Here is a 12,664-nt window from a genome sequence, read left to right on the forward strand (position 1 = left end):
CACATGCCTCGGTTGTTTATTTCCTGTTGTCAGTTCTAGAATGAGAAGCTCCAAAAACAAAATCAAAGTCCCTGCCAGAAGCGGATCTTTTAGTTTGGAAGGGAATTTTGCTCCTGATCGAAACAAAAAATAAAGAAGGGATAAAACAGAAAATAGGATCAGGGTTCGAAATCCCCAGATAAAATCAAATACACCTGGCACGGAAGGATCAAGTCCTGGTTCTGTCCAAAGTGTTAAGAAAAAACTGCGAGTGTAGGCATTCACAATCATTTGGGCATCGATGAGGGCATTGACCCGATCTGGGTTCATAAACAACCATAAAAAGGCTGGGAAAATTGCATAAACCCAAAGGACCACAGCTGTTTTAGGAAATACTTTTGTGATTTCATCTCTTTTGCGGAAAAAATAAACAGACAAATCAACAAACAAAAGAAAGGTGATCCCAAACATAAACTGTTTGAATCCTTTTTGGTTGAGATTAATTTTTGTAACAACTCTTAACACTGGCAAAGAAAATACCATAAGCACTACAAAAACTAAATATAAAAGTCTTACACCTCTAGCATAATGTTTTAAGAGATAAACCAATGCTTCTTTGTATTTAGCGGGGGATCTAACTAACTCATAAGCAAAACATGCCATAAAGAATAAAATTCCATATGGATACTTAGTAAAATAAAAACCAAACAAGGAAAAGAAAACAAGCCACTTCGTACCCGAATCGATCTCTGATTCTCTGTTGTCCACATCGTACAAACGGTAGATTGCATAGATAGAAAACAAAAGAAAAAACATGGATTGGGTTTCTAACATCGAAGAAAGAGAATATGCAGGGACTTCTCCTGTTTGGATGGTTAGGATAAAAATGAGTCCTGAAAGAATCCCTGCCCATAACAAGGATTTTGTGATTCTGAAAGAGATAAATACCAAGCCAGGATATACTAAAATTAAAAAGAATAGTCCTAAAAAAGAATCCCGATAGGTTTCGTATGCATCAATTGGCAAAAAAAGTGTAACAAAAGTTAGGACCGAACGAAGCGGAGGCCAAGTTGGACTTTCCAAAAATGGCATTATCCCTCGAAACCAACTTCCGTTTCGAAAATCGACATACTGATCCAGGACCTGATTGAGCCGAATGTTCTCATCCCAAGACAGAAAATCTTTGTTGGGGCAAAGGTTAAGAAAAGTCTCCCATGACTTTGTAGCATAGAACACTACCAGAGAAATACCAAAAATGATGAAAATGAACCCCAAAACACTGGGAAGAATGTTTTTTGCCTTCATACCAATCCTTGGAATCATTCTTTCTCCGAGGTCGACTTGGAATCAACCGAAGTTCTTTTTCTGCAATTTTTCTCTTTGATTACAGTCCAAGGTAGAGAATTCTGTCCGTTAGAAGGTTCCAAAAATGCAAGATTTCGTAGACCTTGGGGAAAAAATCATCTTCCTCGTTATGTTATTTGCGAGTATCCTCGCAATTGCCGTATTTATTGAAAGGTTGATTGTTTATAAACGTAATTTTAACAAAGAATCAGAGTCACTTCTCGATTCACTCACTCTTCTCATCCGCCATAGAGACTTAAAAGGGACAGAAAAACTCCTAGAAACCCATCCTATGGAAAATTCTTACACTCGGTTCATACATTTTGTTTTGGAACGAGAAAAGGAAAACCACAAAGGCCTTGAAGAATTGATGGAAGGGAAAATTTTGAAAGAAAAATTGGGTCTGGAAGAAAGACTCCCCATTCTCAACACTCTTGGAAACAACACTCCTTTCATCGGACTTTTGGGAACTGTCCTTGGTGTCATCAAAGCTTTTTATGGTCTCGGAACTCTTGGAAACTCGGGAGCGGAAGTGGTGATGCGAAGTATCTCTACTGCCCTTCTTGCTACGGCCGCTGGACTTGCTGTGGCAATCCCTGTGGTGATGGCAAATAATTACTTCACACGTAAAATGAAACTCATCATCGGACACTTAGAAATTCTTTCTAAGGAAATCCACGCCAGTTTTATCACGAGTGGAAAACACAACCAGTCCTCTAGTTCAACACCGAATATCCACCACTAGAAGATCATTCCATGAAATCATTTACCTTGTATCTGCAATACAAACTGAGACGGTTCGGACTCTTTCGGGCCAGTCTCTTTGCTTCCGTTGGATTGCATGTATTTTGTTATTTGATTTATTTTATACTCACACTTCCCAGCAGCGCTGCCTTCCAAGAAACTTCTATGGAAGATATGGATGTATCCTTTGAAGAAATCCCTCCAGAACTCATTGGAGGAACTTCGAGTCCTGCCCCTGTTGAAAAACAAGAATGGGTGGAAGGATCAAACAAAGATGCAGAAGAAAAACCAGACAATTCCGACTTAAATCCCAACCAACTATCAGGAAATGGAACAGACAAAGATGGGTATTTATTTTCCTTTAATGGAGATCGCCCTCCCACACCCATCATTGACTTTGATTTGAAGGCTTATTTTCCAGAAGCTGCCAAGGCAGCAAACATCAGCCAAAAGACTGTGGTGGTGATGGTGCAAGTGGACGAACACGGAGTCCTGCAAGGTGTCAAAATTGTTTCTGGCAGAGCTGGTTATGGATTTGATGAAGCTGCCATTCGCATCATCCAAAGAGCCCGTTTTTCTCCTGGATATGATAAAGGGAAACCAACTCGGATGGCTCACAGGCTTCCTATCAGTTTTGATTTAGAAGAGGACTGAAATGTTACGGAACAACAAACATCGAATTGCGATTGGAACTATTTTTATCGCATTGTCCCTTATGATGATTGGGTTTCAATCCAAACCCATTACCGGAAAAACAGAATCCAAATCTTCTTCCCGAAAATCAGGTCTTATCCCCGATCCATTTGAACTCTATCAAAGTATCCCACCCTTCCGTTCAGAAGGTTCAAGTTCTGACTTACCGGGAAGTTTTGAGTTAAGTAACGAATTTCCCACCCCTTCTGACCAAGGAATCTACAAGGATAACGTAGGTTACACGGTGGGTTATGGGCTGATTTCTTATTTAGAAGCTAAAAAAAAAGGAATTCGGAACCTTTCCTCTGTTGCACCTACTTCAGCAAATGGACAAAAGATTTTATATTCACCTAATTTTATTTACAACCAACTGAATAGTGGAAAAGACCAAGCTGTTTCTCTTTTGGATGCCCTGGTTCTTGCCGAAAGCAGAGGTTCTGTGACTTTAGAACAGATGAACGAATCCACTTCCAGTTTTCGCACAAGACCAAAAGCAGACATTGTAGAAGTCGGAAGAAAAGCTAGGCTTCGAAGAATTTTTAGAATTGAACCACACGACCTTAACACCATCAAACTAGCATTAACCGAAAAACGGCCGGTGCTCATTGGATACTTAGTTTATGAAAATTTTCGAGACCCAAAACCTGACACGGTTTTTGAAATAGGGACTGGAGAAATTTTAGGTGCACAGTCTCTAGTGATCTTAGGTTTCAATGATAAAAAGAAAGCATTCAAAGTATGGAATTCTTGGGGATCTACCTGGGGAGACCAAGGGTATTTATGGGTTTCTTACGATACTTTTCCTAAATACACAAAGTCCGTCTATGTTGCCGATTCGGAAACTGAAAACGAACTTCTAACACAGAATAAACTTAACAATGCTTTAGATGCACTTGATTACGGGGAACACAATCTTTTCCCACCAAAAGAGGTATTTGCCTCACGAGGTGATTTTTCTGATCGAATTCGGATCAGTTGGTCGAGAGAAAAAAGAGCCATCGGTTATGAAGTCTATCGAAAACGCAAAATTGATAGCAAATACCAACTTGTGGGACTTTCTAAACAAGCCTTCTTTGAAGACTTTGGAATCCAAAAGAATACAGCATACAATTACCGAGTGGCAAGTTTGGATGAGAACTTTCTATCAAAAGCCTCTCTTGATTCAAACGATGGTTATGCGGTCGACCCAACGAAACCGGCAGGAATTCTTCCTGTGACAAACCTTCGAGCAACTGTGGCACCTACCAATGATAGAATTTTATTAGAATGGGACCCGCAACCTATCTCTACCACTTATGCTATTTATAAATGGAATCCAATGGCAAGAATCTACCGGTTTTTGGGCAAAACCGAAAAAACATCATATATCGATTTAAAAGCTAGTCGCAATGGAGATAGCGAGATCTATCAAGTTGTTCCAGAAAGGAACCAACTGATCGGAGAAGCCAGCTATTATGTATCTGCCCATTTAGATCCTTCCGAAGTGTTGAAACCAAGACCAAAAAATCTAACAGCTTCTAAAGGTTTGTATGCGGGAGCAACCATTCTGCAATGGGAAGGTTCTCCTAGTGCGATCGCATATCATATCTTTCGCAAAACAGATGGTTCATGGAAAGAGATTGCAAAAACAACAGAACTCCAATTCAAAGATGATGAATCTTATCAGAAAGAATCCTTTTATGCTGTTGCTTCTGAATTTGAAGGAAATTTGTTTAGTCTTCCATCTGAACCGGACATTGGATTTCCATCTCTTATCGCAGGAAGATCTTCTGGAATCAAATCCCCTGAATTAATGGTTTCCGAGAATCGCAAAACTAGCGAATTTTTATTTAGTTGGAACCCAATTCCTAAGGTAACTTCTTACAAAATTTACATGCGTAAAAAAAACGATCCGGAATGGAGTCTTGTCAAAGAAACTTCGGATACCAATTTCAAATTACAAAATCTAACCAAAAATCAGTTTTATTTTTTCGCCATCCAATCTGTTTCCAAAGGAAACGGTGAAAGTTTATTTTCAAAACCTGTTACTTCAGTGATTTCAGAAACAGTGGTTGATTTAAAGAAAGTCAAAACCTTTGGAGAGTCCGCCATACAGAAGTTTATTGGCCCTTGGACTGCCATGTATTGGGATGGCAAAAATAAAGTAAAACCAGTCCGTTTGACCATTGAAGCAGAAGATGTAGAAGGAAACATCATCATGAAATGGAATGAAAATGAAATTTTCCGTGGCAAAAACATAGTAGATTCCGACCTTCTGGAAGAAAAAGGAAAATGGAAAATTAAACTATCACCTAACTATGATTCTTTGTCTGGTGAATTTGAAGACAAAGTTTTAGTTCCAGAAAAAAGCCAACTTTCCTTTATTCGAGAGTAAAAGGAAAGTTCTTGAGAGTTCGGAAGTTCTCCCAAACATTTATTTACGATATACTTTGTTCAAAGTTTTAGAAGGGAATCAATGGAATTGTGGAACAAATACCTGATCCACAGGCTAAAAAACTGTGCCACTTTCACAATTTTTGCGACACGTTTTTTCTAAACCCAAACAACTTCCGACAATCGCTGTTAGATCTTGAGCACTATATTCAGGACTATTTGTGGCTACCTTGTAAAAAGTATCATTTCGGAGAAAACACGCTCCCTCTATCGTTGAACACTTGTTACGCTCATAGCAAGCAGAACGAAAGGAAAATGGAGCTCCACAACTGAAAACAAACAATACAACACAAAAAAATAAAATCTGTTTCATAAAGAAATTGTTTCGTTTTCAAATTCCTTACGATCCAAGGAAGAAATCTTTTTTAACGCACCGGATTGATTTTGGAAAGTTACCTTCCCCTTGATAGAGATCGAAACATCAAATAAAATCTCTCCCGATACCTTCAGTTCTTCGCAATAGAGTAGAGATGGATATTGTTGGAAGAGATGATCGAACTGGTGAATTTTTTTATAATATGTTTCATCCAAATGAACGAGCACCTCACCTAAACCTGCGGTTTTTCTTTCCTTTGTCATCGTGAGAGAAAAATCATCATTTAAAACATAGGCATCTGATCTACGGATCAAATAATCTTCTGTTTTTTTTACGGGTGCAAACCGATCTCTAGGGATAATGATTCCTTTGAATCTTTGAAAATTTCCAACGGCACTTCCCATTGCTGTTTCTAATTGAATGACTGATTTCCCATCTACCTGTTTAGGATTGACAATGAGTGATAAAGAAAAGTTCCCTTGGCTAAACCTTTCTTTTAAGGCCTTTAAATTGATCCAAAGATTGTTTGTTGAGAAGGTTCTAAATTTTCCAAGCCCACTAAATTCGTTTTCATGTTCCTTGGGGACTTGTGCTGTTTCCAAAAGCTCATACTTAATAAACTTTCCACCTACAGTTTTGCGGTAAATGGCTCCACCTTTTTTGTCTGCTAATGTTTTTGGAGTCATCTCCATTGCAAAATGAATGTTTTCTTTTAGAAGATAACTCACAATATGTGGATCAACGGTAGCTCCTAAGTTATCCCCATTCGAAAGGAAGGCAATTTCATAACCTTTTGAAAGTAATTCATCCAAAATTCCTTCCTGGACCATCGTAAAATAAATATCACCATGTCCCGGTGGGCACCAGTTTTCTTTTTCATTTTTGTTTTGGATGGGAGCAAAGGTTTCAGCATCTAACCTTGGTACTTTGTTTTGTAAAAAACTAGTTCGGAGTGTTTGTTTGAATCCGTTTTTTTCTAATTCCTCTTGTGAGTCTTTTTGTGTATTATAAGAATCCATAAAAAGTAGAGGCACATCGATTCCAAACTCAGAACGAATGTATTCAATTTGTTTTGCCATGACCGCAAGAAAAGACATTGAACCTTTGATGGGAATGAGGGACTTTGCCTTGTCTAGACCCATACTTGTCCCAAGTCCTCCATTCAATTTGATCACTACGAGTTTGGATAACAAACTGAGGTCAGTAGGATAAGAAGAATGAATGGATTCTAAGGAAATTTCATCGGTTTTGGGATCTAAATCTCCTACTTCTTCCCAATTCACCATTCCAGTTTCACCGTTTCGCACGGCATCTACCTTAGTGATAAAATCGGCTATGAAGGCATCCGTAAGACCCGCAGCTTTCATAGTTTCTCTGATCAATTGGTCCGATTTTTGTTTATCCATTTCATTTCCCTTCGTGTGGTTCCCCAAGTTCGATCCGATGGGGCTCTTCCGATATCCCTGGATTCCATAAAAAAAATACGAGGAGGTTGCGACCCTCTTCTTTTGGTACGGCCACAGTCTCTTTTCTTTCGTATTTTGGCATAAAAACTTCGAAATTATACATCCAGTACTTTCCCTTTTTTCTCGTCACTTGCCGAATCCCTTGTTTCAGTGGATCTTTTTTTGTGAGTTTGCCATAAGGGAGGGGGTACTTTGTTTCCCAAATTTGGGGCAAAAGTCTCGCTGCCTCATCATAATTTCCGGGTTCTGCGAATAGTACGGCAGGAAAAAACCCGAAAAGAAAAATAATTAAGAAACTATGACGCATACGATTCTAAAAGGCAATCCTATGCAAGTACGGTTATCGGTCAATTCCGGAATTCTTCTGGCGCTGGAATTGATTTTCATAGACAAGAATTGAGTCAGACAGAATCATTTAATTCATGTTTCGATTCATAGAATATCTGGAACGTTTTTGGGCGTTGTTGTCGTTTTACCTTCCCAGTCATTTGTTTGTAGAAAACAATAAGGATAAAAACATTTTGATCGTTCCTGGGTTTCGGGCCGGACGTTCCTATTATTCGAGACTCAAATCCAATTTAGACAATTTAGGATTCAAAGTCGGAATTCTTTCGACTCTCCGAGATCCTCTTTCTTTGGAAGAAGCGGTCCAATACCTCGCAAGCCAGATCCTCACAGCACCTAACGAAGTCACTTTGATTGCACACAACACGGGCGGACTCCTTGTTTTGATTTTACCAGACGAAGCCAGACGAAAAGTGAAACGTCTCATCACCTTGGGAACTCCGTTCCATGGTTCTGAAAGGTTTACCAACACTAGACAATCGTATTGGGGTTATGAATCGGATTGGGTGAAAACAAACTATAAAAATGCATTGTTCTTTCCCCTCTTCCAACCTCTTTCTGCCATTGAAGATTTTTCCTTTCCTCCGCAAGAAAGCACAGAGTTTGGCCAAGGCCGAGACCTATGGTTTGACATCCCTGGAAATTATAACTTAGTCAGAAGAAACGAAAACATTCGGACACTTAGAGAATTTTTGGGTACACCTAAAGATAGTATTGCCATCCAATCGGCACCTAAAGCAAATCCAGAGTTTGCTGTTCCCAAAAAGATTGAAGTGGATTTTTCTAAATACGAACCATCTGTTTATAAAAAGAATCAAAAACAACTGGCGGCAAAAAAGAAATCATCTGCAAAAAAAGCCAAACCAACACAGAAACCAAAGCCAGTGGCCAAACCAAAACCTAAAAAAAAGGCGAAAAAACGTTAGATTTTTAGAGTTTTTATAACAAAAAAAAACTGCCCGCCAAACAGCGGACAGTTTTTTCGTTCTAAATCAGCTCTTTAGTAGAATCGATTTATTAAACTTTCTTTAACTCTTTTACACAAGCAAGGCAACTATCTCGACATTCTTTACAAATCGCATGATGATTTGCATGTTTATCACATTCTTTTGCACAAGCTTCACAAACCTCAATACATAAGTTAGCTAACTTCTTTGTATATGCAGAGGATTGGCTTGCTAGTTTTACAAAAGAATCACATAAACTAATGACCTCTCTTGTACTAGTTGCACAAGCCGCCATAGATTTATCCCCTTTTCCAAGCTCTGTAAGGCAATGGCTGAGGCAATCCTCAGCAGAAAGTTGGCAGTGCATGGCAGCCATCATTGCTTTGGAATATTTGGATTTTCCTGCAGAGGAAGTTGTCATAGTCGAGTGATCATGGTCTTCTGCGGAAAGTGTGGATAAAATTCCAGATACGGCAACTGCCATCCCTGCTTTTTGTAATAATTCTTTGCGATTCATATCGTATAACCTCTGTTAAAATTTAAAAATAAATAAATTAAAAATCACTTCACCTAGAATCGGTGTGGCAATCTCAAATCAGAAGCCGGATTGTCTTTGTGGGAAAAAAAGAAGGAGAATGGCGATGGCCAGAAACTAACCACTTTGTAGATGAGTCGTGTAGGAATTGTGGTTTTAAAACGGAGAATCCGTTCCAAACCACAAATTTCATCTGTTTCCAAATCGGGAAATCCATCCCACTGGAAGTCTGAAGTTCTTCGTGTGTAATGGGACATTCACAAGAATTTGCCGCATCCTCTTTGGAATCAGCGGTTTGGTGGCAAGGCGGAACGGATGCCCGCTCCACAAATTTTTCTGCAGAAGTACAAAACCCAAATACGGATGATTTACACCCTAAATAAGCGAGAAAAATTAGAATGAATCCAATGGCAAACTTACGTTTCATACTCTTCTGCTACAGTGCTTAGACGATCTTATCTTACTCTTTAAAATAAATTCTTCAAGCCTTTTCCTGCCACAATAAAGGTTCCAATGGTCGATCCAAATTGAGGAAGGAAAAAAACGAGAAAAATATGAAGGACACGATTTTTCCAAAAGCCCGCCACTGATTCTGAATCTTCTGCGATATGTTCGAAGTCTTCCACAAGTGGTTTCCGTAAATAGGATTCCGAAAGAGCACTGACCCAACCTGCTTTAAAGATGGGAACAAAGGTTCCAATCGGAGCTGTGATAAAGGCAAGTAAGATCGAAATGGGATGTGCCCAAGCAATGAGAGCACCAAGGGCAGCCAGTCCCCCTTTGATATAAATGAGTTTTGAAAATAAATCCATCCCTGCTTCCCCACCTTGGCTCCAGGTAGTGTAACCAATGAGGCCTGCAAAAAAAACAGGATATAGAATAATACTAATATTGTCCCACCATTTGCGTTTGGGAACTTCATCTAACACGGATAAATCATTGATTGATTGAATATTTCGTTTGATCCCAGCTAAATGACCAGCACCAACAACTGCCAAAACTTTTTTTGCCGACTTTCCTTCCGCAGCTTGTCTTATTTTTTCTGCTAAATATACATCTCTTTCATCAATGATAACATGTTTGACCGATTCATATTTTTTGGGAATTTGAGAAAACAGGTCTTTTAAAATATCATCTGATTTCATCTCTTCGATTTTGTCATCGGAGACATCTTCCCGAACGAGAAGCGAAGCAAGAAGAGCACTAAATAAATACATTTTAGAGAAAAAACCTACGTTCCCCCAAGACCTTTTCAGTGTGGTCTGGATTTCGCGGTCAACTGCCACCACAGGTTTTTTCAATTTTCTTCCTAGAGTGATTGCCTTTCGCATTTCATCTCCGGGTTTGATGTCTTTATTACCGATTTTTTTCTGGAAAGAAGAAAGGATGAGACTGGATAAAAGTAACCACATCTTTCTTTCTTTAAAAACTTTGAATATATCTAATTTTTTTAGGTAATCGGGATCTTCCACCGACTTCATTCGCGATTCACATAACTCTACACAAATGACATCAGGTTTTAATATTTGGATCATTTTTTCAACTTCATCTACACTTTGTTTGGAAACATGTGCAGTTCCAAGGATGTGGACTTCCGTTTTTCCGATGGTTTGGAAGAGGTAAGGTTCCTTTGTTTTGAAACCTTTTTTGGTAGATTTTCTTGTGGGAGTTGATTTTTTGATTGAACGCATAAGGAAAGCTTACTATCTATAATACCTAAGTAACGGTTCCACTCTCTAGAAACAAGTAGAATGTCTATAAAATCCAAAATCATCAATGTAGGAATTGCCGACATCAAGGTCGGAAAAGATACGGACGTGCTCCGAACTACATTGGGTTCGTGCATAGGAATCGTTTTGTATGATCCAGAACAGAAAGTGGGAGCCATCTCCCATATCATGCTCGCCAAAGATCCCACAGGCAAAGATGCCACTAAGTTTCCGCACAAGTACGGGGAAACGGCTCTACCCATCCTCATTGAGATGATGAAACAACAAGGTTCCAACATTGGACAATATTCTTGTCGTATGTTTGGTGGGGCTTCCATGTTTAAAGGAATCAACTCCCAATTCCTCCAAAACATCGGGGAACAGAATATCGCTATTGTCAAAAAATTTATGGAAGAGAATAAAATCCCTGTCATAGTGGAAGATGTGGCCGGGAACGAAGGAAGAACCATCAGTCTTTATTGTGACGACGGGCGTGTGTTGTTAAAAAAAGCTGGTATGGAAAAATACCTTTATAAGGTGCGTTAGGCGAATATGCTAAAATCAAAGGTTGATGAAATACTACAAGACGTAAATAAACTGCCTGCCATTTCGGCTGTTGTGTCTAAGGTATTGGAAAAACTCCAAAAGCCAGACGTAAACATTGCAGACCTTGCACAAGAAATTTCAAAAGATCCTGCCATCACGGCCAACGTAATCAAACTTTCTAATTCCGCTTACTACAGAGCTTCCAAACCCATTCGTACGGTCCAAGAAGCACTCATGACCCTTGGGATCAAAACGGTAAAAGAAATTGTACTTCTCACTGCTGCCAAAGGAATCCTTTCGCAAGATTTGAATAGTTACCAATTGGATGCAGCGCAACTTTGGACTTCTTCCCTACTTGTGGCAGAACTTTCTAGTAAAATCGTACAACATAAAAAACTAAAAATTGATAAGGATCTTGCCTTCACTTCTGGATTACTCTGCAGTGTTGGCAAAATTGTCCTCGCACAGTTTTTTAGTCCGGTGATGATGCAAATCAAAACGGATTTAAAAGACAACCAAGAACCCTTCCCTAATTTAGAGAAAAAATACTTCGGATACACTCATATGGAAGTGTCTGAAAACCTCTTAAAACGTTGGAACTTCCCACAGGAATTAACGGATGTAGTGGCAAATTACCTCACACCAGAAAATTCCAAAAACAATCCGATCTTAACTTCTGTAGTACATATTGCAAGTATCCTCATTGTTGTTTCTGGGATCGGAATCGACATTGGCGGTGAATCAGTTCCCATTTCTCCTTTTGCACTTAGCCAAACTGGCGTTACAGAAGCAGATATTGAAACTTATTTTGTGCACATTCCTGATTTACAAGCGGGACTTGCCGATTTACTCAACGTATAATTTTTAAACTGAACCTCAAACGTTTGAACCAGATCGTATGAACATTATCTTTATTGGAGCTCGAGGTGCTGGGAAATCCAAAGTCTCAAGAACTCTTTCCAAACAAACAGAATTCCCAGTGGTTTCCACAGATTCCATTTCCGTATATGAAGCAGGTGGGATCCCTATCCCCCAATTTGTTGAAAAGTATGGTTGGAAGAAATTTCGTGAATTAGAATATTCTATTTTGCAAAAATTACAAAATGCAGATGGGATTATTTTGGATTGTGGAGGTGGGATTTTATTTGATTTGGATGCAGACGGAAACGAAATTCCAAGCAGTAGAAAACTAGATATCCTTAGAAAAATCGGAAGGATTGTCTATTTGGAACGAGGACTTGAGGAATTAGTGGAAAAGGTCAAAGGAGATTCCACAAGACCTGACCTCTCCAAAGTCACTTCCTACCGCTCTATTTTAGAAAAAAGATTACCTGTTTACCAAGAAGCAGCCCACTACAAACTAAACCTCTCCAAACTTACCAAAGAAGAAGCAGCCGAACGAGTCTTAGACTGGCTTGGTTTCAAATCCAAATAAAAGATCCCTTTTTGGCGAGAAAAACCAAAGGGCAATGGGATACGAAAGCAACCATTGCAACTTGCTCGAAAAATGAACGATTGTGTGCTCCAGATCTCTCCGAAAGACACGTCGGGAATTAGACAATCTTCCTATGGAAGTTGCAGTTCGCTTCTTTCTTGTACTCTTAGAT

General features: G+C 39.2%; 14 protein-coding genes. 7 read left to right on the forward strand and 7 right to left on the reverse strand.

Annotated elements, in window-relative coordinates; all coding sequences use genetic code 11:
* Positions 1-1,302: hypothetical protein (locus tag EHR01_RS08145; RefSeq protein ID WP_135694204.1), on the reverse strand; the 1,302-nt coding region annotated here is incomplete at its 3' end.
* Between the two features lie 106 nt (positions 1,303-1,408).
* Between EHR01_RS08145 and EHR01_RS08150 the strand changes: the two genes are divergently transcribed.
* Genes EHR01_RS08150 through EHR01_RS08160 form a run of 3 tightly spaced genes read left to right on the forward strand, consistent with a single transcriptional unit; the run spans position 1,409 to position 5,134 of the window.
* Positions 1,409-2,068 carry a MotA/TolQ/ExbB proton channel family protein gene (locus EHR01_RS08150; RefSeq protein ID WP_100745034.1) on the forward strand — a complete coding sequence of 220 codons (660 nt, stop codon included), beginning with the start codon at positions 1,409-1,411 and terminating at the stop codon, positions 2,066-2,068.
* A gap of 11 nt (positions 2,069-2,079) precedes the next feature.
* The gene (locus tag EHR01_RS08155) at positions 2,080-2,721 is read left to right on the forward strand and encodes an energy transducer TonB (protein WP_135694205.1); all 642 of its coding nucleotides are present in this window, start codon (positions 2,080-2,082) and stop codon (positions 2,719-2,721) included.
* Position 2,722: 1 nt separating this feature from the next.
* A complete protein-coding gene (locus EHR01_RS08160) occupies positions 2,723-5,134 on the forward strand; it encodes a fibronectin type III domain-containing protein (protein WP_135694206.1) in 2,412 nt (803 codons plus the stop codon).
* A 114-nt stretch (positions 5,135-5,248) separates the two neighbouring features.
* On the opposite strand, the gene EHR01_RS19450 is transcribed toward EHR01_RS08160, so the two are convergent.
* The 3 genes from EHR01_RS19450 to EHR01_RS08175 are packed head-to-tail and all read right to left on the reverse strand — an operon-like array spanning position 5,249 to position 7,282.
* Positions 5,249-5,506 carry an LA_0364 family Cys-rich lipoprotein gene (locus EHR01_RS19450; protein WP_135694207.1) on the reverse strand — a complete coding sequence of 86 codons (258 nt, stop codon included), beginning with the start codon at positions 5,504-5,506 and terminating at the stop codon, positions 5,249-5,251.
* Positions 5,503-6,915 (reverse strand): UTP--glucose-1-phosphate uridylyltransferase, encoded by a 1,413-nt coding sequence (locus tag EHR01_RS08170; RefSeq protein WP_135694208.1) that lies wholly within the window; start codon positions 6,913-6,915, stop codon positions 5,503-5,505. Before EHR01_RS08170 ends, EHR01_RS19450 begins: the two co-directional genes overlap by 4 nt.
* Before the next feature lies 1 nt (position 6,916).
* Positions 6,917-7,282, reverse strand: coding sequence for a hypothetical protein (locus tag EHR01_RS08175; protein ID WP_135694209.1), 366 nt, complete (start codon positions 7,280-7,282; stop codon positions 6,917-6,919).
* 115 nt (positions 7,283-7,397) lie between these two features.
* Here EHR01_RS08175 and EHR01_RS08180 point away from each other — a divergent pair, with 115 nt between their 5' ends.
* Complete coding sequence (locus EHR01_RS08180; RefSeq protein ID WP_135694210.1) at positions 7,398-8,246, forward strand: esterase/lipase family protein; 849 nt, start codon at positions 7,398-7,400, stop codon at positions 8,244-8,246.
* A gap of 91 nt (positions 8,247-8,337) precedes the next feature.
* Here the strand turns inward: EHR01_RS08180 and EHR01_RS08185 are convergent, their stop codons facing one another.
* The 3 genes from EHR01_RS08185 to EHR01_RS08195 all read right to left on the reverse strand — a co-directional run bounded on the left by EHR01_RS08185 (position 8,338) and on the right by EHR01_RS08195 (position 10,493).
* Positions 8,338-8,784, reverse strand: a complete 447-nt coding sequence (locus tag EHR01_RS08185) for a four-helix bundle copper-binding protein (RefSeq protein WP_135694211.1) — start codon at positions 8,782-8,784, stop codon at positions 8,338-8,340.
* Positions 8,785-8,857: 73 nt separating this feature from the next.
* Positions 8,858-9,229: a hypothetical protein gene (locus tag EHR01_RS08190; RefSeq protein ID WP_135694212.1), complete on the reverse strand. Its 372-nt coding sequence runs from the start codon at positions 9,227-9,229 to the stop codon at positions 8,858-8,860.
* A 40-nt stretch (positions 9,230-9,269) separates the two neighbouring features.
* Positions 9,270-10,493, reverse strand: coding sequence for a TraB/GumN family protein (locus EHR01_RS08195; RefSeq protein WP_135694213.1), 1,224 nt, complete (start codon positions 10,491-10,493; stop codon positions 9,270-9,272).
* 60 nt (positions 10,494-10,553) lie between these two features.
* On the opposite strand from EHR01_RS08195, the gene EHR01_RS08200 reads away from it, so the two are divergent.
* From EHR01_RS08200 to EHR01_RS08210, 3 genes are read left to right on the forward strand one after another with little or no spacing between them, the layout of a single operon-like run.
* Positions 10,554-11,057 carry a chemotaxis protein CheD gene (locus EHR01_RS08200; protein ID WP_135694214.1) on the forward strand — a complete coding sequence of 168 codons (504 nt, stop codon included), beginning with the start codon at positions 10,554-10,556 and terminating at the stop codon, positions 11,055-11,057.
* A gap of 6 nt (positions 11,058-11,063) precedes the next feature.
* Entirely contained in the window at positions 11,064-11,918 is an 855-nt protein-coding gene (locus EHR01_RS08205; protein WP_004788173.1) for an HDOD domain-containing protein, read from the forward strand.
* A gap of 37 nt (positions 11,919-11,955) precedes the next feature.
* Positions 11,956-12,492: a shikimate kinase gene (locus EHR01_RS08210; protein ID WP_135694215.1), complete on the forward strand. Its 537-nt coding sequence runs from the start codon at positions 11,956-11,958 to the stop codon at positions 12,490-12,492.
* The last annotated feature ends 172 nt before the right edge of the window (positions 12,493-12,664 follow it).

Origin of the sequence: Leptospira mtsangambouensis (genome assembly GCF_004770475.1) — a bacterium.
GTDB classification, from domain to species: Bacteria; Spirochaetota; Leptospiria; order Leptospirales; family Leptospiraceae; genus Leptospira_A; species Leptospira_A mtsangambouensis.

Excerpts from the sequence above, each read along its gene's own strand:
- EHR01_RS08170 (WP_135694208.1), bottom strand. The coding sequence starts at position 6,915 with ATGGATAAACAAAAATCGGACCAATTGATCAGAGAAACTATGAAAGCT.
- EHR01_RS08210 (WP_135694215.1), top strand. The coding sequence starts at position 11,956 with ATGAACATTATCTTTATTGGAGCTCGAGGTGCTGGGAAATCCAAAGTC.
- EHR01_RS08180 (WP_135694210.1), top strand. The coding sequence starts at position 7,398 with ATGTTTCGATTCATAGAATATCTGGAACGTTTTTGGGCGTTGTTGTCG.
- EHR01_RS08190 (WP_135694212.1), bottom strand. The coding sequence starts at position 9,229 with ATGAAACGTAAGTTTGCCATTGGATTCATTCTAATTTTTCTCGCTTAT.
- EHR01_RS08195 (WP_135694213.1), bottom strand. The coding sequence starts at position 10,493 with ATGCGTTCAATCAAAAAATCAACTCCCACAAGAAAATCTACCAAAAAA.
- EHR01_RS08205 (WP_004788173.1), top strand. The coding sequence starts at position 11,064 with ATGCTAAAATCAAAGGTTGATGAAATACTACAAGACGTAAATAAACTG.
- EHR01_RS08150 (WP_100745034.1), top strand. The coding sequence starts at position 1,409 with ATGCAAGATTTCGTAGACCTTGGGGAAAAAATCATCTTCCTCGTTATG.
- EHR01_RS19450 (WP_135694207.1), bottom strand. The coding sequence starts at position 5,506 with ATGAAACAGATTTTATTTTTTTGTGTTGTATTGTTTGTTTTCAGTTGT.
- EHR01_RS08185 (WP_135694211.1), bottom strand. The coding sequence starts at position 8,784 with ATGAATCGCAAAGAATTATTACAAAAAGCAGGGATGGCAGTTGCCGTA.
- EHR01_RS08160 (WP_135694206.1), top strand. The coding sequence starts at position 2,723 with ATGTTACGGAACAACAAACATCGAATTGCGATTGGAACTATTTTTATC.
- EHR01_RS08175 (WP_135694209.1), bottom strand. The coding sequence starts at position 7,282 with ATGCGTCATAGTTTCTTAATTATTTTTCTTTTCGGGTTTTTTCCTGCC.
- EHR01_RS08155 (WP_135694205.1), top strand. The coding sequence starts at position 2,080 with ATGAAATCATTTACCTTGTATCTGCAATACAAACTGAGACGGTTCGGA.
- EHR01_RS08200 (WP_135694214.1), top strand. The coding sequence starts at position 10,554 with ATGTCTATAAAATCCAAAATCATCAATGTAGGAATTGCCGACATCAAG.